Raw genomic sequence first — 23,329 nt, 5'->3', positions numbered from 1 at the left:
GGCTCACCGCGCCCACGCCCGCAGCCCCGCGCCGAGCTCCCGCGCCCGCGCCCGCAGCCGCGCCGAGCTCCCGCGCCCCCGGCACCTGACCCCGGGGGCGCGGGCCCGATCCGCACACGAGAGGACCCGCCATGAGCGGCCACGACCACCAGAACTCCGTCCGGAACGACCACGATCACGAGTCCCGTATCGCGGACCTCCTCGCCCAGATGACCGTCGAGGAGAAGCTCGGCCAGCTCCAGCAGCTCGCCTGGGCCTGGGACACCGGGCCCGGCGGCGGCGACACCGCGGCCGCCGAGGCGGCGGCCCGCAAGGGGCTGCTCGGCTCGGTGCTCAACGTCGTCGGGGCCGAGGCGAGCAACGCCCTCCAGCGCATCGCCGTGGAGGAGTCGCGCCTGGGCATCCCGCTCGTGTTCGGGCTCGACGTGATCCACGGCTACCACACCACGTTCCCGATCCCGCTGGCCCAGGCCGCCGCCTTCGATCCCGCCGTGACGGCGGCCGATGCCGAGGTGTCCGCCCGCGAGGCCCGCTCGAACGGCATCCACTGGACGTTCTCGCCGATGATGGACGTCACCCACGAGCCCCGCTGGGGCCGCATCGCCGAGAGCATCGGCGAGGACCCGTATCTGACCTCCGCGTACGCGGCGGCGAAGGTGCGGGGCTACCAGGGCGATGACCTCGCCGCCTCCGACCGTCTCGCCGCCTGCGCCAAGCACTTCGCCGCGTACGGGGGAGCGGAGGGCGGCCGGGACTACAACACCGTGGACGTCTCGGAGCAGCGGCTGCGCAACCTGTACCTGCCCCCGTTCAAGGCGGCCGTGGACGCGGGCGCGGCCACCGTCATGGCCGCCTTCAACACCATCAGCGGGGTACCGGCGCACGCCAACTCCCATACGCTCAGCGGGATCCTGAAGGAGTCCTGGGGCTTCGACGGCGTGGTCGTCAGCGACTGGACCGGGGTCCAGGAGCTGATCGCGCACGGCAGCGCGGCCGACGAGGCCGAGGCGGCTCGACGCTCCCTGACCGCCGGGGTCGACATGGAGATGGTCTCCACCACCTTCGTCGACCACGGCCGCGAGCTGCTCGCGTCGGGCGCGCTGACCGAGGAGCGGCTCGACGACGCGGTGGCGCGGGTGCTGCGTCTGAAGCTGCGCCTGGGGCTTTTCGAGCGCCCGTACGTCGAGGAGTCCGCGGCCATCACCGGGCCGACCCTTGCGGCACGGGCCGCGGCCCGCGAGGCGGCCGGGCGCTGCATGGTGCTCCTGCGGAACGAGGCGGGCACCCTGCCGTTCGATCCCGCCGCCCTGCGCTCCCTCGCCGTGGTCGGGCCCTTCGCCGACTCCGGTGATCTGCTGGGGACTTGGACGCTGCCGGGCGCCCCCGAAGCGGTCACCGTCCTCGCCGGACTGCGCGAGGCGCTGCCGGACACGGAGATCACCCACGCCGAGGGCGCCTCCGCTGAGGGCACGGACCCCTCCGGCATCGCGGCGGCCGTGGCCGCGGCCGAAGCCGCCGACGCCGTGGTCCTCGTGGTGGGCGAGGCGCCCGCGCTCAGCGGGGAGGCCGCCGTGCGCAGCGAACTCGGCCTGCCCGGCGCCCAGGAACGCCTCGTCGCCGAGGTCGCCGCGACCGGCACCCCCTGCGTGGTGCTGCTCGTCGCCGGGCGGCCCCTGACCATCGGCGCCTGGGCGGATCAAGTGCAGGCGGTCGTCATGGCCTGGCACCCCGGCATCGAGGCGGGTACCGCCGTGGCGGACGTCCTCACGGGCGCCGTCGTGCCCGGCGGCAAGCTGCCCGTCACCTTCCCGCGCTCCGTCGGCCAGGTCCCGCTCTACTACAACCACGAGCGCACCGGCCGCCCTTACGACCCCGCGGCACCCGAGGTGAAGTACGTGTCGCGCTATCTCGACGTCGAGGACGGGCCCGCCTACCCCTTCGGTTACGGCCTGAGCTACACCACCTTCGAGACGGGCGCACCCCGCCTCGACCACGAGCGGATCACCGCGGCCGCACTGGAGGCGGGCGCGACGGTCGAGGTGACCGTCCCCGTCCGCAACACCGGTGACCGTACGGCCGACGAAGTGGTCCAGCTGTACGTCCAGGACCCCGCCGCGAGCATCGCCCAACCGGTGCGCAGGCTGCGGGGGTTCAGCCGGGTGCGGCTCGCGCCGGGCGAGGAGCGGCAGGTCCGCTTCACGCTCGGCGCCGAGGACCTCGGCTTCTGGACGGAGGACCCGGCCGGTGTGTTCCTCGTCGAGCCGGGCGAGATCCACCTGCACACCGGCACCAGTTCCCGTACGACCGCAACGCGCACCCTCCTGATCACCTGAGCCGTCGGCCGCGGGTGCGCGCGTCGTCGCGCACCCGCGGAAGGGAGAAGCATGAGAGCGAAACTCTGTGCGTTCCTCGCGGTCCCCGCACTTCTGGGACCGCTGCTCGCGGGCGCCGCCACCGGCACCGCGCACGCCGCCACCACCACGTACTACGTGTCGCCGTGGGGCAGCGACAGCAACAGCGGCACCTCACCGGACCAGGCATGGAAGACACCGGCCAAGGTGAACGCCACGAAGTTCCCGCAGGGCAGCACCGTCGCCTTCCAGGGCGGGGAGTGGTTCTCCGGCTGCCTCACCTTCAACACCGCCAACGTGCCGGCGTCCTCGGCCACCACCCCCTTCAAGGTCACCTCGTACGGCACCGGCAAGGCCACCCTCAAGTCCACCTGCACCGGGGACTATTCGGCCGCCGTCACCGCCGACAACGTCAGCGGCTTCCAGCTGACCGGCCTGAAACTGGTCAACGGCGGGACGACCGCCGCCGGCGTCCTGCTCCAGAACCAGACCTCCACCACCGCGACGAAGTCCCTGCTCGTCGCCGACTCCGACATCTCCGGCTTCGCCACCCCCAGCGGCTCCACCAGCACCTTCGGCGGGCAGATCATGGTGCTCGGCTACGCGGTCAACGGCAACTCAGGACCGCTGGACGACGTGCAGATCCGCAACAACGCGCTGCACGGCTCCAGCCCGACCTCCACCGCGGGGCCCGGCATCTACGGCTGGGGCAGCGGCGTCAACATCACCAACGTCCGCGTCGAGGGCAACTCCGTCTACAACCTCGGCATGGCACCCCAGACCACCAGCGCCGGCATCAGCGCCAACGGCTGGAACGGCGCGGTCATCCAGCGCAACGTCGTCCACGACATCGGGGCGCACGTCACCTCCTGCGGTGGCACCAGCGGGATCATGACGTACACCTCGAACAACGTGGCCATCCGGCACAACGAGGTCTACAACGTGCGCCCCCTGCCGGGCCTCACCGCCGGCTGCGACTGGGACGGCATCGACCTCGACGGCGGCACCACCAACTCGCTCGTCGAGTACAACTACACGCACGACAACGCGGGCAGCGGCTTCCTCGCCTACACCGCGACCGCGGCGGGCCGGGTCTGGGGCCCCAACACCTACCGCTACAACATCTCCGAGAACGACGACGCGGCCAAGGCCCAGGGCGGCCTCTTCGACGTCGTGCCGATCGCCCCCAAGAACGCCTTGTCGATCTACGGCAACACCCTGTACACGGACAACGCCCAGACCACGAAGGACACGTCGAGCGCCTGCTTCCACTTCGGCTACGCCGCGGGCAGCTGGGGCGCGGGCTCGCAGATCAAGAACAACGTCTGCCACATGGCCAACAAGGACAAGTACGGCCGCACCGGCCAGCTCTTCTACAACCCCAACGGCCACACCGGCATGACGCTCGCGAACAACCTGTACTACGGCGCGAACACCGCCGGCTGGCGCTGGGGCGGCACCACCTACCCCGACTTCGCCGCATGGAAGGCGGCCGGGCACGCGACCGGCGAGGTGTGGGGTGATCCGCTGTTCACCGCACCGGGCGGCGGTGGCACCTGCGCCTGGTCCCCGGCCTCGGGCACGGGACCGCAGCCGTGCCCGTCCGCGTACACGCTGAAGACCGGCTCCCCGGCGATCGGCGCGGGGGCGGCGGTGTCCGGCCGCGGCGGGCGTGACTACTACGGCACCACCCTCCCGAACAGCCCGCACATCGGCGCCGACGCAGGGTAACCGGCACCGGTCGCGCAGCCGATTCCCGGCCCCCCCGCCGCGTAACGCCCTCCTCGACGGGCACCCGGCGGGGGGCCGGTCCTTTCGCCGGGCCGGATCCCGTACGGATAGACCGGAACGCCTCCCGAGAGGATCCGCACCATGCGCGCACTGACCTGGCAGGGCAAGAGGGACGTCCGGGTGGAGACCGTGCCCGACCCGAAGATCGAGGATCCGACGGACATCGTCGTCCGGATCACGTCCACCGGAATCTGCGGCTCGGACCTGCACCTGTACGAGGTCCTCGGCCCCTATCTCGACCCCGGGGACATCCTCGGCCACGAGCCCATGGGTCTCGTGGAGGAGGTGGGCCCTGAGGTGACCACGCTTTCGCCCGGCGACCGTGTGGTCGTTCCGTTCAACGTCTCGTGCGGCGACTGCTACATGTGCGGCCAGGGGCTCCAGTCCCAGTGCGAGACCACCCAGGTCCGCGAGCGCGGCACCGGCGCCTCGCTGTTCGGCTACACGAAGCTGTACGGCCAAGTGCCGGGCGGGCAGGCCGAGTTCATGCGGGTGCCGTTCGGTGACCGGCTGCCGGTCAAGGTGCCGCACGGGCCGCGCGACGACCGCTACGTCTACCTCTCCGACGTCCTGCCCACCGCCTGGCAGGCCGTCGAGTACGCGGCGATCCCGCCGGGCGGCTCGGTGACCGTGCTCGGGCTCGGGCCGATCGGCGCGATGGCGGCCCGCATCGCCAAGCACCGGGGCGCGGGCCTGGTCGTGGGCGTCGACCTCGTGAACGAACGCCTCACGCGCGCGGCCGCCGACGGCGTGAAGTGCCTCGACCTGCGCCGGCACGGCAAGGACATCGGGGCCGCGATCCGCGAGCTCACCGACGGACGCGGCACCGACGCCGTGATCGACGCGGTCGGCATGGAGGCGCACGGTGCGCCCGTGGCGCAGGTGGCCCACCGGGCCGTGGGCCTGCTGCCCGACGCACTCGCCGAACGCTTCATGGAGACCGCGGGCCTGGACCGGCTCGCCGCCCTGCGCGCGGCCATCGACATCGTGCGCCGCGGCGGCACGATCTCCGTGGTCGGCGTGTACGGCGGCGCGGCCGACCCGCTGCCGATGCTCACCCTGTTCGACAAGCAGATCCAGCTCCGTATGGGCCAGGCCAACGTCAGGCGCTGGGTGGATGACATCCTGCCGCTGCTCACCGACGAGGACCCGCTGGGCGTGGACGAGTTCGCCACGCACCGGCTGCCGCTGGAGGAGGGGCCGCAGGCCTACAGGACCTTCCAGGAGAAGCAGGACGGAATGATCAAGACGCTGCTTGTGCCGTGAGGGCGAGGCGGTCGCCCTGAGGCGGGGTGGGGGTCCCCTCACCGCCTCCGGGCCGCCGCGACCGCGGCCCGCACCGGACCCCTGGCCCGCAGGGCCGCGCGGGCGGCGTTCGCCCCCGGTGCCCCGTGCACCCCGCCGCCCGGGTGGGCGGAGGCGGACGCCAGGTACAGGCCGCGGACCGGGGTGCCCGGGCGCCCGGTGCCGGGTACCGGGCGGAAGACGAGCTGCTGGTGCAGGGCCGCGGTGCCGCCGTTGATCGCTCCGCCGTGCAGATTGGCGTCGGCCGCCTGGAGCGTGGGCGGCGCCAGGACGCGGCGGGCGCGGATCCGGCCGCGGAAGCCGGGCGCGTACCGCTCGACCTGCTCCTCCATGCGCTCGGCCATCGCCTCCTGCTCGCCCTTGTCCCAGCGGCCGGTGATCCGCCCGGAGCCCGCGTCCCCGCGGATCTCCTGCGGTACGTGGGTGTAGGCCCAGGCGGACTCCGTGCCGGCGGGGGAGCGGGTCGCGTCCGCGGTGGTCATCTGGCCGAAGAGCAGGAAGGGGCGGTCGGGTACGTGTCCGGTGGCGAGCTGGGCCGCGTACCGCGTCAACGCGTCCACGCCGTCGGCGAGATGGACGGTCCCCGCGCCGGCGGCCTGCGGTGCGGTCCACGGGACGGGGCCGTCCAGGGCCCAGTCGACCTTGAACGTGGCGAAGTCCCAGGCGAAGCGCCGCAGATCCGCCAGGATGCGGGACGGCAGGTGCTCGGGGGCGACCAGCTCCCCGTAGAGCTGCGGAGCGGTGACGTCGGCGAGCACGGCGTGGCGGGCGCGTACCGCCTCGCCGTCGGCGGTACGGACGCCGAGCGCCCGGCCGCCGCGCACGACCACCTCCGTGACCCTGCGCCCGCACTCCACGCGTCCGCCGCGCGCCCGCAGGCGCGCGACCAGGGCCCGCGTCAGCGCTCCTGCGCCCCCGACCGGCACCGGAAAGCCGTGGTGCCGGCCGAGCATGCACAGCAGCCAGCCGTATCCGCCGCTGCCCGCGGCCTCCGGAGCCAGGTCGGCGTGCAGCGCGTTGCCGGCGAGCAGCACCCGGCCGCCCTCGCCGGCGAACCGCTCCTCGCCCAACCGCCGTACGGGAAGCAGCAGTTCGCGTATGAAGCGGAGCCCGCCCGCGGCCGGCAGCCGTGCCGCGAGCGCGGCGGCGGACCGCACCGGCGGGAACGGCGTGAACAGGGCGTCGAGCACCGGACCGCCCACCCGCTCCCACTCCCGGCACAGCTCCCGCCACGCCTGGCCGTCGCCCGGCGCGAACCCGTCCAGGTTCGCCGCGGTCACCCCGAGGTCCCGGTCCAGGACCGCGCAGCTCCCGTCGGGCAGCGGATGGGCCAGGACATGCGGGGCGTGGCTCCAGCGCAGTCCGTACCGGTCGAGCCCCAGCGAGCCGATCACCGGCGAGGCGGCGGCCAGCGGATAGAACGCGCTGAACACGTCACTGATGTAGTCGGGGTGCACGGCACGGTCGCTGCGCACCGCCCCGCCCGGCTCGTCCTGCGCCTCCAGGACGGTGACCTGCCAGCCCGCGTCGGCGAGCAGGTTGGCGGCGACCAGGCCGTTGGGGCCGCTGCCGACGACGACCGCGTCAGGCATCGGCCGCCGCCGCGTCAGGGCCCGGTGCGGGCCTGCTCCGCTCCGCACCCGGCGCGTCCCGTACGGCAGAGGACGAGTCCGACTCCGCGGAGCCGTCCTCCACGACCTGGGCGAGCCGGCTCAGCAGGCGCCGGTGCCGCAGGTGCAGCAGGGTGTCCAGGGCGCTGTTGTGCAGCAGTCCGCCCACGCCGCGCAGCGGGTGCTCATCCATGATCACCAGCGTGTGCTCGCCCCAGGGGCGGATGTCGAAGGCGATGCGCGCGCTGCCCAACGGGCCGCTGTGGGCTTCCAGTTCGAGGGCGCCCGGGGGTTCGTGGCGGCGGACGACCGTATGACCCTCGAAGGTGCGGGGCCCCAGGCGCACGGTGTAACGCAGGGTGGAGCCGACCTTGGGCCAGTCGCCCTCGCCCGGCAGCGTCGTGTGCGTGCCGACGACCCAGTCGCGGTAGCGCGTCTCGTCGCCGAGCACCTCCCACAGGGCCTCGGGGGATCGGCGGATGAGCTGATGACGTACGGCCACGGTTGCCTCCGGGCGCTCGGCCGGTCGCCGGTCGACCGGGAAGGACCGGAACGCCTCCGCTCCGGATCACTGCACGCCTGCCGAGTGACCGCCTGCGCTCGCCCTACACCCCGATACGGGTCACGCGGTGTGGCGCAGGGGGGTTCAGGGCACTCGGCTGCTCCAGGGTGTGCCGCGAGCGCGCCGGGGACGCCGAGCCGAGCAGCGGAAGGAGCCGGTCCTCATGGTGGCCGAACAGGAACAGGTCGTCGTGATCACCGGAGCGTCGAGCGGGGTGGGCCGGGCGTGCGCCCACGAATTCGCCGCCCGGGGACGCTCCCTCGTACTCGCCGCACGGCGGGCCGACGCGCTGGAGGAGCTCGCCGAGGAATGCCGCGACCGGCACGGCGTCCGCGTCCTCGTCGTCCCCACGGACGTGTCCGACGCCGAGGCCGTGGACGGGCTGGCCCGGCAGGCGGTCACCGTGTTCGGCCGGATCGACACCTGGCTCAACAGCGCCGCCGTGGCCGCCTTCGGGCCGCTGGCCGAGGTGCCGCCCGAAGTCTTCCGGCAGGTCGTCGACACGAACGTGCTCGGCTGCGTCAACGGCTCCCGCGCCGCCCTGCGCGTCATGCGCGGCCAGGGGCACGGCACGGTGATCAACGTGTCCTCCGTGGTGGGCGCCGCCGTCGTGCCGTACAACACCCCGTACGTCCTGTCCAAGGCCGCGGTCCGCGCCCTGGGCGGCTGTCTGCGCCAGGAGCTGCGGCTCGCCGGGCAGCGCGGCATCCACGTCTGCACCCTGCTCCCCGCCACCATGGACACCCCCTTCTTCGGCAGCGCGGCCAACTACTCGGGCCGCGCGGTGACCCCCATGGCGCCCGTCTACACCGCGCGCCGCGCCGCGAAGACCGTCGTACGCCTCGCCCGCCGCCCGCGCCGGGAGGCCTACGTGGGGCCCGCGGGCCGCGTGCTCGGCATACAGGCGAAGGCCACGCCCGCCCTCGTCGAGCGGCTGCTCGCGCACCAGATGGACCGCTCCCACTTCTCCCGTGCCCGCACCGCGCCGCCCACCGCGGGCAACGTCCTGCGGCCGCCCGGCGATCCGGGGGCCGAGACGGGCGGCTGGCACGGCCGCAGGCGTACGGCGGTGCGTCGCGCCGGGGCCGCGGCGCTGGCCTCGGGCCTGACAGCCGCGGGAGTGCTCGCCCGCAGGACGACACGAAGGGCGTCGAGGACGACCTGGAGGAGGGGTGCCGCCTGAACGTCCCGCGCCGGTCCCGTGGCACGCGCGCCGGGACCGCGCAGCCGTCCCGTATCAGCCCCCCACCCCTCAGGAGCACTGGTTCCACCATGGCCATCACCTTCGAAGGCCCCCCGCTGCCGCGCTCCCGCGGCGTCCTGTCCGCCTGCGTCCTCGACTCGCTGCGCGGCCCCGGCTCGCGCTGCGCCACCGACCTCGTGCACCGCGCCGACCCGTACGGCGACGACCTCCAGCTCGCCCTCTACCTCTGCTACGAACTCCACTACCGGGGGTTCGCGGGCGTCGACGACACCACCGAGTGGGATCCCGAACTCCTCGCCTTCCGGCAGCAGTTGGAGCGCCGCTTTCTCGTCGCCCTGCGCGCGGACGCGGCCCGCAACCGCAGCGTGGACGAGGCGCTCGCCGGGCTCCTCGCCGAGCCGGCCGACGGCGAGGGCGTCACCCATCACCTGGGCGAGAAGGGCGAGTTGTGGCAGCTGCGCGAGTACGCGGTGCACCGCTCGCTCTACCACCTCAAGGAGGCGGACCCGCACGCCTGGGTGCTGCCCCGGCTGCGCGGCCGGGCCAAGGCGGGCATGGCCGCCGTGGAGTTCGACGAATACGGCGGCGGGCGGGCCGACCGCGTCCACGCCGAACTCTTCGCGCGCCTGATGGCCGACCTCGGCCTGGACACCGCCTACGGCCGCTACGTGGACGCCGCCTGCGCCGAGGCCCTCGCCACCGTCAACGTCATGTCGCTGTTCGGCCTGCACCGGCGCCTGCGCGGCGCCCTGGCCGGGCAGTTCGCCGTCACCGAGATCACCTCCTCGCCGGGCTCGCGCCGGCTGGCCCGGGCCATGGCGCGCACGGGCGCCGGAGCCGACGCCGAACAGTTCTACGCCGAGCACGTCGAGGCGGACGCCGTGCACGAGCAAGTGGTGCGCCACGACGTCATCGAGGGACTCCTCGAAGAGGAGCCGCAGCTCGCCCCGGACATCGTGTTCGGCATCGACGCGACCACGTTCCTGGAGGACCGCTTCGGCGCGCACCTGCTCGCGCACTGGGAGGCCGGCCACACCTCGCTGCGCGAACCGCTGGAGCAGACGGCCCCGGGGATCCCCAAGTGAGCCTGAACGTCCGCAGGTTGCCGGGTGTGTACGCGCCCCAGGCCGACAGTGCACTCCTCGCCGCGGCCCTCGCACGCGAGAGCCTGCCCGACAGGGCGCGGGTCCTCGACGTGTGCACCGGCACCGGGGCCCTGGCCCTGGCCGCCGCCCGGCGCGGTGCCCGCGTCACCGCCGTGGACGTCTCGCGCAAGGCCGTGCTCAACACCCGCCTGAACGCCTGGCTCGCCGGACTCCCGGTGCGCGTCCTGCGCGGCGACCTGCTGAGCCCGGCCGCGCAAGGCACGTACGACCTGATCCTCGCCAACCCGCCCTACGTACCGGCGCCCGACACCGACCTGCCCGCCCGCGGACCGGCGCGTGCCTGGGACGCGGGGCCGGACGGCCGGACGGTCCTCGACCGGCTGTGCCGGCAGGCCCCGCCGCTCCTGAACCCCGGCGGTGTGCTGCTCATGGTGCACAGCGCGCTCAACGACCCGGAGCTGACCCTGTCGGTCCTGCGCGCCACCGGGCTCAAGGCGACCACGGTGGAGCGGTCCTTCATCCCGTTCGGGCCCGTACTGCGGGGCAGACGCGCCTACTTGAGGTCCGGCGGCTTCGTCGGGCCCGACGAGCACGAGGAAGAGCTGGTGGTCATCCGTGCCGAACGAACGTCCTGAGACCGCGCCTTCGCAGGGCGCGGAAGACCCGTGCCGCGTAGCCGTCCAGCGCGACGGCCCCTTCCTGGTCGACGGCCCGGTCGAGGTCACCCTGGAGGACGGCTCCACCGTCCGCTCCGACCGCTTCCGGGTCGCCCTGTGCACCTGCCGCCGCAGCCGCCGCTACCCATGGTGCGACGCCAGCCACCGCAGGCGCGTACGTGAGTGAGGCGGGCCGGCCCTACTCGCCGGAGGGGGCCTACTCGCCGGAGACGTCCCGCTGCGGCAGCGGCCGCGTGGCCGGGCCCTGGAGCACCGAGCCGTCCGGCGCGAACCGCGAGCCGTGGCAGGGGCACTCCCAGGCCGTCTCCGCCTGGTTGAAGGCGACCAGGCAGCCCAGGTGCGTACAGCGCGCCGACACCGCCTGCGCGGTGCCGTCCTTGTCGCGGTAGACCGCGCACCGGCTGCCGCCGATCCGTACCACCGCACCCGTGCCCGGGGCGATCTCGGCCACCGAGTCGACGTGCGTGGTGGCCATGCGGTCGCCCACGAAGTGCCGTGCCACATCGGCCTGTTGGCGCAGCAGCGAGGGTGCCTCGCGTACGGTGCTCCACAGCCGGCGCGGATCGTACAGACCGGTCCACGGCGGCTCCTCGCCGTGCAGCAGCCGGGTCAGGAGCTGGCCGGCGAGGACGCCGCCGCTCATGCCCCAGCCGCCGAAGCCGGTGGCGACGTATGTGTGCTTCGCGCCCGGGTGGTAGCGGCCGATCATCGGGACCGTGTCGCTCACGTCGTTGTCCTGCGCCGCCCAGCGGTAGGCGGTCTCCCCGACGGGAAAGTGGGTGCGCATCCACGCGTCGAGCCGTGCGAAGCCCGCGGTGGCGTCGCCGTCGCCCGGTGTGAAGCTCTCGCCGGTCACGATCAGGAGCCGGCCGCCGTCCCCCTCGGGGTAGGGCGCCGTGCGCACCGACCGCTTGCTGCCGTCCTCGGTGAGATACATGCCACCGGGGTCCGCGCCCTCGGGCAGCGGGGCGGCGACGACCAGTTCGCGGCGCGGGGACAGGCGCGCGAAGAGCAGGGCGCGGTCGAAGACCGGGTAGTGCGTGGCGACCACGACGTCCCGCGCGGTCACCGTGTACCCGGCCTCGGTCGTGACCCGGCACGGGGAGCCCTCGTGCAGCCGGGTCACCCGGGACCGCTCGTGGATCACGCTGCCGCGTGCGGCCAGGTCCGTGGCCAGGGCGAGCAGGTAGGCCCGCGGGTGGAACTGGGCCTGGCCCTCCGCGCAGACGGCGGCCGCGACCTCGAAGGGCAGCGCGGTCTCCACCGTGTAGTGCACGTCGAGACCGGCCCCGTGCGCCGCGCTCGCCTCCGCCTTCAGCGCGTCGCGGTTCCCGGGGTCCGTCGTGTACGTGAACGCGGGACGCCGCTCCCAGGCGCAGTCCACGCCCAGCTCGGCGGCGACGGCGGCGATGCGCTCCACGGCGCCCTGCTGGGAACGCGCGTACAGGCGCGTGGCCTGCTCGCCGCGCGTGCGCAGGATCCGCTCGTAGACCAGGCCGTGCAGGGCCGAGGCCTTCGCGGTGGTGTGGCCGGTGACCCCGGCGGCGATGCGGTCCGCCTCAAGGACCACCACGTGCAGACCGGTGCGGGCCAGCTCCCACGCGGTGCTGAGCCCGGCGATCCCGCCGCCGACGACCACGACGTCCGCCTCGGTGTCCTCCGTCAGCGGCGGCAGCGCCGTCGACGGACTCGAGGCCATCCAATACGACTCGTCGCGGCCGGGCAGCAGCTCTGCCGCGGAGGAGGGGGAGGTGCGGTGTGTGCCCATGCGGACTGAGTGCCTCGATTGGCGCAGAAGATGCGTGCGGGCGGGTACGGGTCCGGGGTGGTGGTACGGGGGCGGGGTATGTGGCGGTGCGGTCCGGTGGGCTGGAGGGCCTGGTGGCGGGGCTCGGTGCTCGGAGACGCGTGGTGGATGGCGGGATCCGGTCCTCGGCGGCGCACCCGGCCGACTCGGGGTCCTCGGCAGCATGAGCGGTCGGCCCGGCCTGCCGTCCAGCGGGATCCCACGTTCCGCAGCCGGACGGAGCCCACTCCGGACCATCGAGGGCGCGGGCCCGCCGGGGCGCTGCCGCGGTGGTGGGGGCCGAGTCGCCATGCGCCACCAAAGCCCCCGCCCGCCGCGCGCGCCGGCCGGGGCCCGCGTCCGGCCAGTCGCGCCGTGGGCGGTCGGCGGTCCGCGTCGACTGCTCGTACCGCCGAGGCCCCGAGTCGGCCGGGCGCGCCGCGATGGCCTCCGTCCCGCCGCGCGCCGGCCGGGGCCCGCGTCCGGCGACCGCGCCGTCCGGCCTGCCGCCCGTCGCTCCCGGCCTGCCGCACATGGCTTCCAGGCTGCGGGGTACTGCGGGAAGCCTGATGATGATCCGCCGAAACGGCGCCGCCCAGTGGCTGCGGCGCACTGTGACCCGGGCCGGCCATGAGCGGCACACCGTCCTCCTGATCGGCAAGGGCGCCCTCGCGGCGACGCTCGCGTGGGCCGTGGCCCACGATCTGCTACAGGCCCGCTCGCCGGCGTTCGCGCCGTTCTCGGCCGTCATCGTGCTCCAGACCACGGTCTACCAGTCGGTCATGCACGCGCTCCGGTACGTGGGCGCCGTGGTCGTGGGCGTCTCCGTGCAGGCGGCCCTGACGGTCACGACCGGCACCGGGCTCGTGACGTTCGCGCTGGTCGCCCTCGTCACCCTCGGCATCGGGCGCTGGGCGAAGCTCGGCCCGCAGGGCTCCCAGGTCCCCACGGCCGCGTTCTTCGCCTTCAGCACCTACGTCGCCGTGGCGGGAGCGGGCGACCGTGCGGCCGACCTCGGCGAGGTCGTGCTCCTGGTCCTCATCGGCTCCGCGGTGGCGCTTGCCGTGCACGTCGTGCTCGTACCGCCGATGCGCAACCGCAGCGCCGAGACGGGCATCGGCATCCTCGCCCGCACCCTGGCCGAACTGCTCGACGACGTCGCGCGCGCCCTGCGCGAGGGCGGGCCGGACGGGAGCGGCTCCGGCCTCGGGCGGCTGCGCGTGGACCACACCGACGTCCTGATCGCACAGGCCCGCGCCGAGCTGCGCACAGCACAGGACAGCATCCCCTTGAACCCCCGCCGCCACCTGCGCGGACACCGCGAACACACCAGCTTCGACGGCTACGCGACCGTCCTCGACGCCTTGGAGCGCACCCTCTACCAGGTGGCCTCGCTGCACCGCAGCCTCGAAGGGCGGAACGAGGAGCAGGAGCGGTACGAGGACGAAGCGTTCCTGCGGGCGTACGCGCGCTGCCTCGACCGCATCCGGGAGTTCGCCCAGGTCCTCGGCGAGGTGGACGAGGACCGGCTGCCCGCGCAGGCCGCCGAGCTGACCCGCCTGACGGACGAGGCCGCCGGACTGCGCCGTGACCTCGCCGACGAGGCCGTACGGCGCAGCCTGCCACTGGCCGATCCCGCCTGCCCGTACGGCGTCCTGATCGTGGAGGCCACCCGCCTGTGCGAGGAGTGCCGCCGTGCCTCCGACGCGCTGCAACGGTGGGCGCGCAGCTGACGCGCCGCAGCCTCTCGAACCGCCGAACGCGCCGCGAGCCTCACGAATCGCCGAAAGCGACCTCGTCCGCGTCGACCACCCGGGCCCCCATGTTCCGCTCCATCATCCGCAGCGCGGCCTCGGCCAGGTCCTCGTGGATGTGGGCCACGGCGTCCTTCGGGACGGTGACCCGGAGGTGGCGGATGTGCGCGTCCAGGGCGGAGTACAGGACGCACTGCTCGGTGACCTGGCCGCACAGCACCACGTGCCCGATGTCCTGCTGGTCGAGGAGATAGCTCAGCGGGGTCTCGTAGAAGATCGAATGCCGCGCCTTGACCACGAATTGCGAGTTCTCGTCCGGTGCGAGCGGCCGCACCAGCCCGGCGTGCGGACCCTCCAGGGCCGTCTGGAGGATCTCGCCGTGGTGCGAGCGCCACATGCCGAAGTTGTCGTTGGCGTAGATCACGGGGACGTCCTGCTCCCGGGCGCGCTCGATGAGCTTCAGAAGCGCCGGCAGCGCGGCCTCGGCGGACGGCAGGAGAAGCTCGGCATCGTCGTGGTCGTACGTGTTGATCATGTCGATGACGATGAGCGCTGCTCGGGTCACGGTGCTTCTCCTGCCGTACGGATCACCTGGCCGGTGACGTGGCCGACCGGCCGCGCGTCAGCAGCGCGCCCAGCGCGATCATGCCAAGCCCGAGTCCGAAATGCAGCCAATCGTCCGCTGTGTTGACCGGGACGAAGTTGGCGCTGTCCCCATGGCCGACGAACAGCCCGTACAGCCACAGGACGAGATAGACGGCGCCGCCGACCAGCAGATACGAGCGCGCCCCTGAGGCGGTGCGGGACAGCATGACCCCCGCGACCCCGAACAGCAGATGGACGAGGTTGTGCAGGACGGACACCTGGAAGACGCCGAGGAGTTCCGCACCGGACTCGTGCGAGGCGAACTTCATGGTGTCGTAGTCCGTGGTGACCCCGGGCACGAACCCGAGCACCCCGACCAGCAGGAACACCGCACCGACGAGCAGCGCCGCGTGCTGGACGGGGGAGCGGGCCCCTGCGGCGCGTGTGGACGAAGACATCACGGTCGGTCCTTTCTCAGGGCACCCGGCGGGCGCCCGGGCCCCGCGAGTACCCCGCCGGCCGGTCACGAGTCCGCCGCACCACCCGCGATCCGCGGCTCCCGCCGATGCCGGATCCGGCGGCATGGGGACCCGGGCGGCGGGTACCCGGCGCTCTCCTTCCGTCCGCAGGCCGAGGAGGCCCGCATGACCTTCAACCCCCTGGAGCAGCGCGGAATCCCGCTGGACCGCCAGTTGCGCACCTGGCGCGAACTGGACGTCGAGCCCATCGACCCCGACCACTGCGACCCGTACACCCGCTGCCGGATCATCACGATGAACGGGATCGAGACCGAGGCGGTGATGTTCAGCCACCAGTTCGCGCGACACTGCCCCGACCCGGAGGTCAAGCGGCAGCTCGCGCAGGTCCGCTACATCGAGCAACAGCAGCAGAAGGCCGTCAACTGGCTGCTGCCCGGCCTGGCCTCGGTCCTGGAGACGACCATCGCCTACGAGCAGGTGGCGGTGGACCTGACCGCGTGGATCGCGCGCTCCGAGCCCGATCCGTATCTGAAGCAGGCCTACGAGTTCGGCGTCCTGGAGGACTTCGACCACCTGTACCGGTACGCGAACCTCTACGAGATGATCGAGCACCGCAAGGCGGACACGATCGTGGAGGGCCTCACCGAGGTCATGCCCGGGCGGCCCACCAAGTTCCACCACCGCCACCCCGAGGACAACGTCCGCGATCCCTACGACCGCGCGGCCGCGAGCCCGCTGTCCAAGCTGCACGCCCTGACCGTGATGTCGGCCGAGCAGCAGACCATGAACTTCTACATGAACGTCGGCCCCCAGTACATGGAGCCGATCGCCCGCCAGCTCTACCAGGAGATCGCCCTCGTCGAGGAGGAGCACGTCACCCACTACGAGTCGCTGGTCGACCCGGGGGAGACCTGGTGGGAGCAGCTCGTGAACCACGAGTACAACGAGTGCTACCTCTACCACTCGTTCATGGAGCAGGAGCCGGACCCGCGCGTGAAGGCGATCTGGGAGCTCCACCTGAACATGGAGCTCGAACACCTGCGGATCGCCTGTGAGTTGATGCGCCGGCACGACGGGCGCGAACCGCAGGAGATCCTCGCCCCCGAGCTGCCGCCGGTGCTCACCTTCGAGCCGAACCACGGAGTCATCCGCGACCTGCTCGACACGCAGATCGACCTGACCACGCTCGGCGCCGGATACGTACGGGACGCGCACGAGCGGTTCCAGCGGCTCCAGGAGCAGATCCACGGCGGCGAGGAGCCGCCCAGCGAGCGCGTGATGGCGCAGCACCGGGAGCAGTTCGGCGGCGAGTACCGGTGGCAGCCCTCGGGCGAGCACCCCGACGCCGCCTCCCGCGAGCGGAAGGAGTGAGCGGTGGCCGAAGACGTGGTGGCCCTGCTGATGCGGCAGCACGGAGACATCCGCAACCTCTTCGACGAGGTGGAGAAGACCTCGGGCGAGGCCCGCACTGAGGCCTTCCGGCGCCTGGTGCACCTGCTCGCGGTGCACGAGACCGCCGAGGAGGAGGTGCTGCACCCGATGGCCAGGACCGCCCACCCGGGGGCGGAGAAGGTGATCGAGCAGCGGCTCGCCGAGGAGAAGGGGGCGAAGGAAATCCTGTCACGCCTGGAGGACATGGACACCGACGACCCCAAGTTCCTGCCCGAACTGCTCAGGCTGCGCACCGAGGTGATGCACCACGCGCGGGCCGAGGAGCGCTACGAGTTCCCGCATGTGCGCAGGACCTCCGGCGCCGCGCAGCTGGCCACGATGGCCAAGGCCCTGCGGGCCGCGGAGGCCACGGCGCCCACGCACCCCCACCCGGGGGTCGAGACCGGCACCAGGAACGCCCTGCTCGGTCCGGTCGCGGCGATCGTGGACCGCACCCGCGACGCGGTCCGCAAGGTCATGGGACGTTGACGGGCCACGGCAGGTCCCGCCTCGGCGGGGCCTTCGCCGGGGTCGGCCTCGCGGCCTTCGTCGACGAGGTGGTGTTCCACCAGCTCCTGCACTGGCACCACTTCTACGACAAGGCGTCGAGCGAGGCCGGCCTGGTCTCCGACGGGATCTTCCATGCGTTCGGCTGGGCGGCCATGGTCGCCGGAGTGTTCCTCTTCGCCGACCTGCGGCGCCGCGGAAGTCTGGTGAAACCGGCCTGGTGGTCCGGCTTCTGCCTGGGGCTCGGCGGCTTCCAGCTGTACGACGGCACCTTCCAGCACAAGGCCTTGGAGCTCCACCAGATCCGCTACGACGTGGACCTGACCCCGTACGACTGGACGTGGAACTCCGTCGCGGTGCTGTTCCTGCTCGTCGGGGTGGTGCTCCTGGTCCGGACGCGAAGGCGCCGGTGACCGCCGCCGTGTGCGTGGCCGTGGCCGCGTGCTGCCTCGGCTACGTGGCGGCGGCGGTCCGGCTGCGCGCGCGAGGGGACGCCTGGCCCCTCGCGCGCCCGCTCGCGTTCTGCGCGGGCGGCGCGCTGACCGTGACCGGGCTCACCGCACCCTGGAACGGACTGCCGCTCGCCCCGCTGCGTGAACTGCCGCCCTTCACCGGCCATATGGCCGCGCATCTCGCCCTCGGGATGGCGGCGCCCCTGCTGTTCGTCGTGGCCCGGCCGGTCACGCTCGCCCTGCGCACCCTTCCTCTCGGCCCGCGGCGGGCGCTGCTCGCCCTCGTCCGCTCGCGCCCGGCGGCCCTGCTCCTGTGGCCGCCGTTCGCCGCCCTCGCTCACACCGTGAGCTTGTGGGTGCTGTACCGGACGCCGACCGCCGCGCACCTGCACCACCGGTCTGAGGCGCAGCTGCTCGTCTCGCTCCATCTGCTGCTGTCCGGCATCCTGTTCACCCTCGCCGTCCTCGCCGTGGAGCCGATGCGGCACCGCGCCGGCACCGGTCTGCGCGCGGCCGCGCTGCTCGCCGCCTCCGCCACCCACGGCGTCCTGGCCAAGTCCCTCTACGCCACGGGCCCGCCCGGCACCTCCTACGCCCCGGCCGACCTGCGCACGGGCTCCCAACTCATGTACTACGGCGGGGACATCGTCGGGATCGCGCTCGCGGTGCTGCTGGCGCACCAGTGGTACGCGTCCGGCGGACGCGCCCTGCGCCGCCGCGCACGACGGCACGGCGCTGCCGGTGCGCGCGCCACCGGGTCCCGCGTCACTGGAAGCCGCACCGCGCCAGGCCGGATCACCCCCTCTCAAGCCCCAGCCCTTCGCCCCGCCCGGGATTGACCCCTTACGGCCCGGGGTACGCGGCACTCTCCACCGACCGGCACGGAGAGGCAGGGCAGCGCGGCCATGAGTGTGATCGAGGGCTCGGTCGACGTCGGGGTGCCGGTCGGCACCGCGTACAACCAGTGGACGCAGTTCGAGACGTTCCCCCGGTTCATGGACGGCGTGCAGCGCGTCGACAAGCCGCAGGTGACCCTGTCGCACTGGGTGGCCCGGATCGCCGGTGTCACCCGGGAGTTCGACGCCAAGGTCGAGGAGCAGCGGCCCGACGAGCTCATCTCCTGGCGCAGCCTCGACGAGCCGGAGCATGCAGGCACGGTGTCGTTCGAGCCGCTGGACGACCACCGCTGCCGGGTCACGTACCGCCTCGAGTTCAGCCCGCAGGGCGCGCTGGAGCGGGCCGGGGACCTCCTCGGCCTGGTCCGGCGGCAGGTGCACGGCAGCCTGCGCGGCTTCAAGGAGTACATCGAGGGCCAGGGCAAGGAGACCGGTGCGTGGCGGGGCACCGTCAGCGGCGGCCACGTGATCCCGCACGCCGAGCACCGTCCGCGGCCGGTCCCGCACTGGCCCACCGGCTGAGGCGCACCGGCCATGTACGCGGGGCATGTACGCAGCCCACGCACGCAGCCCGTGGACGCGGTTGAGCGACGCCCCGCCGAGCCCCGCCTGACGCCACACCACCGAACGAAAGGCCGACCCGTGTCAGAGGCACCGACCGGATCCCGGGAGTCGTCGACCACCGACCCCGGCCCTGAACACGCGCGGATCACCCCGCCGAAGACCTGGGCGGCAGGCGTCCCCGCGGTCGCCCAGGCGATCGGGTACTCCCTGGCAGAGACCTCGCCGCGGAACACGGCCCGCAACCTGCTCGACCTGAACCAGACCAAGGGCTTCGACTGCCCCGGCTGCGCCTGGCCGGACCCCGAGCCGGGGGAGCGGGCCGTCAACGAGTACTGCGAGAACGGCGCGAAGCACACCAACGACGACGCCACCACCCGCCGTATCACGCCCGAGTTCTTCGCCCGCCACCCCGTCTCCGAACTGGCCCGAGCCTCCGACCGCTGGCTCAACCAGCAGGGCCGTCTGACCCACCCCATGGTCAAGCGCCCCGGCTCCGACCACTACGAGCCCGTCGACTGGCACGAGGCGCTGGGCATCCTGGCCCGCGAACTGCGCTCGCTCGACAGCCCCGACGAAGCGGTCTTCTACACCTCGGGCCGCGCCGGCAACGAACCCGCTTTCGTCCTCCAGCTGTTCGCCCGCGCCCTCGGCACCAACAACCTGCCCGACTGCTCCAACCTGTGCCACGAGTCCAGCGGCACCGCACTCCACGAGACGCTGGGCATCGGCAAGGGCGATGTGAGCCTGGCCGATCTGCACCACGCCGACCTCGTCCTGACCCTCGGCCAGAACCCGGGCAGCAACCACCCGCGCATGCTGTCCGCCCTGGAGGAGACCAAGCGCAGGGGCGGCACGATCGTGGCCGTCAACCCGCTGCCCGAAGCGGGCCTGATGCGCTTCAAGAACCCGCAGAAGCCCCGCGGCGTGGTCGGCCGCGGCACCAACATCGCCGACCAGTTTCTTCAGATCCGCCTGGGCGGCGACCTCGCCCTGTTCCAAGCCCTCAACCTGCTGCTGCTCGAAGCGGAGGAGGCGGCTCCCGGCACCGTCGTGGACCGCGCGTTCGTCGAGGCCCGTACCGAGGGCTTCGAGAAGTTCGCCGACCATCTGCGCCGTACGGTCTCCTGGCCCGAGGTCCTCGCGGCCACCGGTCTGACCCGCGCGCAGATCGAGGAACTGCGCGACCGCGTGCTCGCCAGCGAACGCACCGTCGTGTGCTGGGCGATGGGCCTCACCCAGCAGAAGCACGCCGTGCCCACCATTCGCGAGGTGGTCAACTTCCTTCTCCTGCGCGGCAGTGTCGGCCGCCCCGGCACCGGCGTCTGCCCGGTGCGCGGGCACAGCAACGTGCAGGGCGACCGCACCATGGGCATCTGGGAGAAGATGCCGCAGAGCTTCCTCGACGCCCTGGAGGAGGAGTTCGGCTTCAAGCCGCCCGCCGACCACGGTCTGGACACGGTCGACTCGATCCGCGCCATGAAGGAGGGCCGGATCAAGGTCTTCCTCGGGCTCGCGGGCAATTTCGTACGGGCCACCCCCGACAGCGAGGTCACCGCGGAGGCCGTGCGCCGCTGCCGCCTGACCGCGCACATCTCCACCAAGCTCAACCGCTCCCACACGGTCTGCGGCGAGACCGCCCTGATCCTGCCGACTCTCGGCCGCAGTGAACGCGACTGCCAGAGCGGCGGCGAGCAGTTCCTCACCGTCGAGGACTCCATGAGCCAGGTGCACGCCTCCCGCGGGCACCTCGAACCGGCGTCCAAGCACCTCCTCAGCGAGGTCGCGATCCTCACCCGGCTCGCCCGCCGCACGCTCGGCGACCAAGTGGCCGTCCCCTGGGAGGAGTTCGAGGCCGACTACGGGCACATCCGGGAGCGGATCGCGCGCATCGTGCCGGGCTTCCACAACTTCAACGCGCGGGTCACCAAACCCGGCGGCTTCGGCCTGCCCAACCCGGTCAACGACGGTGTGTTCCCCACGCCCAGCGGCAAGGCGCAGTTCACCTGCAACGCGTTCACGGCCCTGAGCGCCCCCGCGGGCCACCTCCTGCTCCAGACCCTGCGCTCCCACGACCAGTGGAACACCGTCCCGTACACCATGAACGACCGTTACCGGGGCATCCACGGCTCGCGCCGTGTGATCCTGGTCAACCCGCACGACCTGCGCGAACTCGGCCTGTCGGACGGCGACTTGGTCGATGTGGCCAGCGTGTGGCGGGACGGGATCGAGCGGCGCGCGGAGGGCTTCCGGGTGGTGCCGTACTCCACACCGCCGGGTTGCGCGGCCGCGTACTACCCGGAGACCAATGTGCTCGTGCCGCTGGACAGCACGGCCGAGGGCAGCAACACCCCCACGTCCAAAGGCATCGTGGTCCGCCTGGAGCCCCGGCCAGCGGACGCCGGCCCGCCCCGGGAAGCGCGTGCGTCGGACCGGGAAGCGCCTGCGTCCGACCGGTCGCGCCCGGAAGGGCGGTAAGCGCGGTGGACGACCCGGCACGCGGCATCGACACGGCGATCCGGGTGGGCACCTGCTCGTGGACCGACCCGGCCCTGGTCTCCTCGGGCTGGTACCCGAGCGGCAGCCGGGACGCCGAGGGCCGGCTGCGGTTCTACGCGACGCGCTTCCCCGTAGTCGAGAGCGACTCGGCGTACTACGCCCTGCCGAGCGCGCGCAACTCCCGCCTGTGGGTGGAACGCACCCCGCCCGGATTCACCTTCGACATCAAGGCGTTCGCGCCTTTCACCGGACACTCCGTCGCCGTGCGCGCCCTGCCCGCCGACCTGCGGCCCGCGGGACCGCCCGGGCGCCGGCTGCGCGCCGGCGACCTGCCCGCCGACGTCATGGACGAGCTGTGGCGGCGCTTCGACGAGGGCATCGCACCGCTGCGCGCCGCGGGCCGGCTCGGCTGTGTGCTGTTCCAGTTCCCGCCCTGGTATGCGCCGAGCGCCGAGGCGCCCGACCGCATCCTGCGCTGCGCCGAGGCGATCCGCGCCCCCATCGCCGTGGAGGTCCGCCACCCCGGCTGGTACGCCCCCGAACCCCTCGTCTCCCTCACCGACTTCCTCGCCCGCCACCACATCCCGTTCGTCGGGGTCGACGCCCCCGGACTCCTGCCCGCCGTCCGCGCCACCTCGCCCGAGCTCTCGGTCGTCCGCTTCCACGGCCGCAGCCCGCACTGGGGCCACGGCTCGAAGGAGGACCGCTACCGGCACACGTACGAGCGCCGCGAACTGGAGGAGTGGGTGCCGCGCATCCGCGTCCTGGCCAAGGAGAGCGCCTCGGTGCACGTGCTGTTCAACAACTGCTGCGCCGACGCCTCGGTGCAGGCGGCCCAGGCCATGAGCGAACTCCTGGCCGCCTGAACCGATGGCACCGGACCGCGTCCTCAGGGAAGCGGCGTCCCGCCGGTGGCGTTGAGGATCTCGGCCGTGATGAACGAGGCCTCCTGCGAGGCGAGGAACACATACGCGGGCGCCATCTCCGCGGGCTGCGCCGGCCGCCCCAGCGGCGCCTGCTTGCCGAACTCCACGGTGTCGGGGAGCGTCGCGGGGATCAGCGGGGTCCACACCGGCCCGGGCGCGACCGCGTTCACGCGGATCCCCTGCTCCACCAGCATCTGCGCGAGCCCCTGCGTGAACGTCACGATGGCGCCCTTCGTCATCGCGTAGTCGAGCAGGTGCGGGCTGGGCTTGTAGGCCTGTACGGACGTGGAGTTGATGATGCTGCCGCCCTCGGCGAAATGCGGCAGGGCCAGCTTGCACAGCCAGAACATCCCGTACAGGTTCGTGCGGACCACCCGGTCGAACTGCTCGGTGGTGATCGCCCCGATGCCGTCCGGCTGCGACATCTGATACGCCGCATTGTTCACCAGGACGTCGATGCGCCCGAACTCCGCCACCGCGCGCTCGACCAGAGCGCGGCAGTTCTCCTCCTCGCGGATGTCGCAGGGCACGGCCACGGCCTGCTGCCCGGCCTCCCGGATCCAGCGGGCGGTCTCCTCGGCCTCGTTCTTCTCGCTGTCGAGATGGGTGAACAGCACATCGGCGCCCTCGCGCGCGTACGCGATGCACACCGCACGTCCGATCCCCGAGTCGCCGCCGGTCACCACGGCCTTGCGGCCCGCGAGCCGGCCGCTGCCGCGATAGGACTCCTCGCCGTGGTCCGGCGGCGGGTCCATCGGCCCCGTCCAGCCCGGATGCGGCTGGTCCTGCGCGGGGAACTCGGGCTGCGGGTGCTGCTCGGCGGGGTGCTGCTGCTCGTGCATGGGGG

The 23,329-nt window shown here is 73.0% G+C and carries 21 protein-coding genes; 15 read left to right on the top strand and 6 right to left on the bottom strand.

Annotated features, from left to right (window positions below; genetic code table 11):
• Window positions 1-131 precede the first annotated feature (131 nt).
• The 3 genes from bglX (at window position 132) to BLT97_RS05445 (ending at window position 5,408) form a co-directional block, all read left to right on the top strand.
• Window positions 132-2,333: a beta-glucosidase BglX gene (gene bglX, locus BLT97_RS05455; protein WP_093607465.1), complete on the top strand. Its 2,202-nt coding sequence runs from the start codon at window positions 132-134 to the stop codon at window positions 2,331-2,333.
• A gap of 51 nt (window positions 2,334-2,384) precedes the next feature.
• Window positions 2,385-4,082, top strand: a complete 1,698-nt coding sequence (locus BLT97_RS05450) for a right-handed parallel beta-helix repeat-containing protein (protein ID WP_093607464.1) — start codon at window positions 2,385-2,387, stop codon at window positions 4,080-4,082.
• Window positions 4,083-4,223: 141 nt separating this feature from the next.
• On the top strand, window positions 4,224-5,408 hold the full coding sequence (locus BLT97_RS05445; protein ID WP_093607463.1) for a zinc-dependent alcohol dehydrogenase: 1,185 nt from the start codon (window positions 4,224-4,226) through the stop codon (window positions 5,406-5,408).
• Between the two features lie 38 nt (window positions 5,409-5,446).
• Here the strand turns inward: BLT97_RS05445 and BLT97_RS05440 are convergent, their stop codons facing one another.
• Window positions 5,447-7,039: a phytoene desaturase family protein gene (locus BLT97_RS05440; RefSeq protein WP_093607788.1), complete on the bottom strand. Its 1,593-nt coding sequence runs from the start codon at window positions 7,037-7,039 to the stop codon at window positions 5,447-5,449.
• On the bottom strand, window positions 7,032-7,559 hold the full coding sequence (locus tag BLT97_RS05435) for an SRPBCC family protein (protein ID WP_093607462.1): 528 nt from the start codon (window positions 7,557-7,559) through the stop codon (window positions 7,032-7,034). Before BLT97_RS05435 ends, BLT97_RS05440 begins: the two co-directional genes overlap by 8 nt.
• Window positions 7,560-7,782: 223 nt before the next feature.
• Between BLT97_RS05435 and BLT97_RS05430 the strand changes: the two genes are divergently transcribed.
• The 4 genes from BLT97_RS05430 to BLT97_RS05415 all read left to right on the top strand — a co-directional run bounded on the left by BLT97_RS05430 (window position 7,783) and on the right by BLT97_RS05415 (window position 10,772).
• Complete coding sequence (locus tag BLT97_RS05430) at window positions 7,783-8,802, top strand: SDR family NAD(P)-dependent oxidoreductase (RefSeq protein WP_093607461.1); 1,020 nt, start codon at window positions 7,783-7,785, stop codon at window positions 8,800-8,802.
• An 89-nt stretch (window positions 8,803-8,891) separates the two neighbouring features.
• Complete coding sequence (locus tag BLT97_RS05425; RefSeq protein ID WP_093607460.1) at window positions 8,892-9,908, top strand: iron-containing redox enzyme family protein; 1,017 nt, start codon at window positions 8,892-8,894, stop codon at window positions 9,906-9,908.
• Window positions 9,905-10,564: a HemK2/MTQ2 family protein methyltransferase gene (locus BLT97_RS05420; RefSeq protein WP_425442645.1), complete on the top strand. Its 660-nt coding sequence runs from the start codon at window positions 9,905-9,907 to the stop codon at window positions 10,562-10,564. The genes BLT97_RS05425 and BLT97_RS05420 overlap by 4 nt, the downstream gene beginning before the upstream one ends.
• Window positions 10,545-10,772, top strand: a complete 228-nt coding sequence (locus BLT97_RS05415; protein ID WP_093607459.1) for a CDGSH iron-sulfur domain-containing protein — start codon at window positions 10,545-10,547, stop codon at window positions 10,770-10,772. Before BLT97_RS05420 ends, BLT97_RS05415 begins: the two co-directional genes overlap by 20 nt.
• A gap of 30 nt (window positions 10,773-10,802) precedes the next feature.
• On the opposite strand, the gene BLT97_RS05410 is transcribed toward BLT97_RS05415, so the two are convergent.
• Complete coding sequence (locus BLT97_RS05410) at window positions 10,803-12,374, bottom strand: FAD-dependent oxidoreductase (protein WP_093607458.1); 1,572 nt, start codon at window positions 12,372-12,374, stop codon at window positions 10,803-10,805.
• Window positions 12,375-12,961: 587 nt separating this feature from the next.
• Between BLT97_RS05410 and BLT97_RS05405 the strand changes: the two genes are divergently transcribed.
• On the top strand, window positions 12,962-14,125 hold the full coding sequence (locus tag BLT97_RS05405; protein ID WP_245769138.1) for an aromatic acid exporter family protein: 1,164 nt from the start codon (window positions 12,962-12,964) through the stop codon (window positions 14,123-14,125).
• 40 nt (window positions 14,126-14,165) lie between these two features.
• On the opposite strand, the gene BLT97_RS05400 is transcribed toward BLT97_RS05405, so the two are convergent.
• On the bottom strand, window positions 14,166-14,711 hold the full coding sequence (locus BLT97_RS05400; RefSeq protein WP_093607457.1) for a cysteine hydrolase family protein: 546 nt from the start codon (window positions 14,709-14,711) through the stop codon (window positions 14,166-14,168).
• 22 nt (window positions 14,712-14,733) lie between these two features.
• Entirely contained in the window at window positions 14,734-15,189 is a 456-nt protein-coding gene (locus tag BLT97_RS05395; protein ID WP_093607456.1) for a DUF4383 domain-containing protein, read from the bottom strand.
• Window positions 15,190-15,375: 186 nt separating this feature from the next.
• On the opposite strand from BLT97_RS05395, the gene BLT97_RS05390 reads away from it, so the two are divergent.
• From BLT97_RS05390 to BLT97_RS05360, 7 genes are all read left to right on the top strand, one after another.
• Window positions 15,376-16,581 (top strand): hypothetical protein, encoded by a 1,206-nt coding sequence (locus BLT97_RS05390; RefSeq protein ID WP_093607455.1) that lies wholly within the window; start codon window positions 15,376-15,378, stop codon window positions 16,579-16,581.
• A 30-nt stretch (window positions 16,582-16,611) separates the two neighbouring features.
• The gene (locus BLT97_RS05385) at window positions 16,612-17,130 is read left to right on the top strand and encodes a hemerythrin domain-containing protein (RefSeq protein ID WP_093607785.1); all 519 of its coding nucleotides are present in this window, start codon (window positions 16,612-16,614) and stop codon (window positions 17,128-17,130) included.
• Window positions 17,127-17,561, top strand: a complete 435-nt coding sequence (locus tag BLT97_RS05380) for a DUF2243 domain-containing protein (RefSeq protein ID WP_093607454.1) — start codon at window positions 17,127-17,129, stop codon at window positions 17,559-17,561. Before BLT97_RS05385 ends, BLT97_RS05380 begins: the two co-directional genes overlap by 4 nt.
• Window positions 17,558-18,439 (top strand): cytochrome c oxidase assembly protein, encoded by an 882-nt coding sequence (locus tag BLT97_RS05375; protein WP_245769137.1) that lies wholly within the window; start codon window positions 17,558-17,560, stop codon window positions 18,437-18,439. The genes BLT97_RS05380 and BLT97_RS05375 overlap by 4 nt, the downstream gene beginning before the upstream one ends.
• A gap of 66 nt (window positions 18,440-18,505) precedes the next feature.
• Window positions 18,506-19,018 carry an SRPBCC family protein gene (locus BLT97_RS05370; RefSeq protein ID WP_093607452.1) on the top strand — a complete coding sequence of 171 codons (513 nt, stop codon included), beginning with the start codon at window positions 18,506-18,508 and terminating at the stop codon, window positions 19,016-19,018.
• A 186-nt stretch (window positions 19,019-19,204) separates the two neighbouring features.
• Entirely contained in the window at window positions 19,205-21,535 is a 2,331-nt protein-coding gene (locus BLT97_RS05365) for an FdhF/YdeP family oxidoreductase (RefSeq protein ID WP_245769184.1), read from the top strand.
• A gap of 5 nt (window positions 21,536-21,540) precedes the next feature.
• A complete protein-coding gene (locus tag BLT97_RS05360) occupies window positions 21,541-22,422 on the top strand; it encodes a DUF72 domain-containing protein (RefSeq protein ID WP_245769136.1) in 882 nt (293 codons plus the stop codon).
• Between the two features lie 23 nt (window positions 22,423-22,445).
• Here the strand turns inward: BLT97_RS05360 and BLT97_RS05355 are convergent, their stop codons facing one another.
• Window positions 22,446-23,324 carry an SDR family oxidoreductase gene (locus BLT97_RS05355; RefSeq protein ID WP_093607450.1) on the bottom strand — a complete coding sequence of 293 codons (879 nt, stop codon included), beginning with the start codon at window positions 23,322-23,324 and terminating at the stop codon, window positions 22,446-22,448.
• Window positions 23,325-23,329 lie beyond the last annotated feature (5 nt).

Origin of the sequence: Streptomyces indicus (assembly GCF_900100315.1) — a bacterium.
GTDB lineage: Bacteria > Actinomycetota > Actinomycetes > Streptomycetales > Streptomycetaceae > Streptomyces > Streptomyces indicus.
Note: the sequence above shows the minus strand (reverse complement) of the source record. Positions and strands in the feature narration are given on the sequence as shown.

Bases quoted from the DNA above. Each gene is read 5' to 3' on its own strand.
- BLT97_RS05450 (WP_093607464.1), top strand. From the start codon at position 2,385: ATGAGAGCGAAACTCTGTGCGTTCCTCGCGGTCCCCGCACTTCTGGGA.
- BLT97_RS05425 (WP_093607460.1), top strand. From the start codon at position 8,892: ATGGCCATCACCTTCGAAGGCCCCCCGCTGCCGCGCTCCCGCGGCGTC.
- BLT97_RS05385 (WP_093607785.1), top strand. From the start codon at position 16,612: ATGCGGCAGCACGGAGACATCCGCAACCTCTTCGACGAGGTGGAGAAG.
- BLT97_RS05445 (WP_093607463.1), top strand. From the start codon at position 4,224: ATGCGCGCACTGACCTGGCAGGGCAAGAGGGACGTCCGGGTGGAGACC.
- BLT97_RS05440 (WP_093607788.1), bottom strand. From the start codon at position 7,039: ATGCCTGACGCGGTCGTCGTCGGCAGCGGCCCCAACGGCCTGGTCGCC.
- BLT97_RS05405 (WP_245769138.1), top strand. From the start codon at position 12,962: ATGATGATCCGCCGAAACGGCGCCGCCCAGTGGCTGCGGCGCACTGTG.
- BLT97_RS05390 (WP_093607455.1), top strand. From the start codon at position 15,376: ATGACCTTCAACCCCCTGGAGCAGCGCGGAATCCCGCTGGACCGCCAG.
- BLT97_RS05395 (WP_093607456.1), bottom strand. From the start codon at position 15,189: ATGTCTTCGTCCACACGCGCCGCAGGGGCCCGCTCCCCCGTCCAGCAC.
- BLT97_RS05410 (WP_093607458.1), bottom strand. From the start codon at position 12,374: ATGGGCACACACCGCACCTCCCCCTCCTCCGCGGCAGAGCTGCTGCCC.
- bglX (WP_093607465.1), top strand. From the start codon at position 132: ATGAGCGGCCACGACCACCAGAACTCCGTCCGGAACGACCACGATCAC.
- BLT97_RS05430 (WP_093607461.1), top strand. From the start codon at position 7,783: ATGGTGGCCGAACAGGAACAGGTCGTCGTGATCACCGGAGCGTCGAGC.
- BLT97_RS05370 (WP_093607452.1), top strand. From the start codon at position 18,506: ATGAGTGTGATCGAGGGCTCGGTCGACGTCGGGGTGCCGGTCGGCACC.
- BLT97_RS05355 (WP_093607450.1), bottom strand. From the start codon at position 23,324: ATGCACGAGCAGCAGCACCCCGCCGAGCAGCACCCGCAGCCCGAGTTC.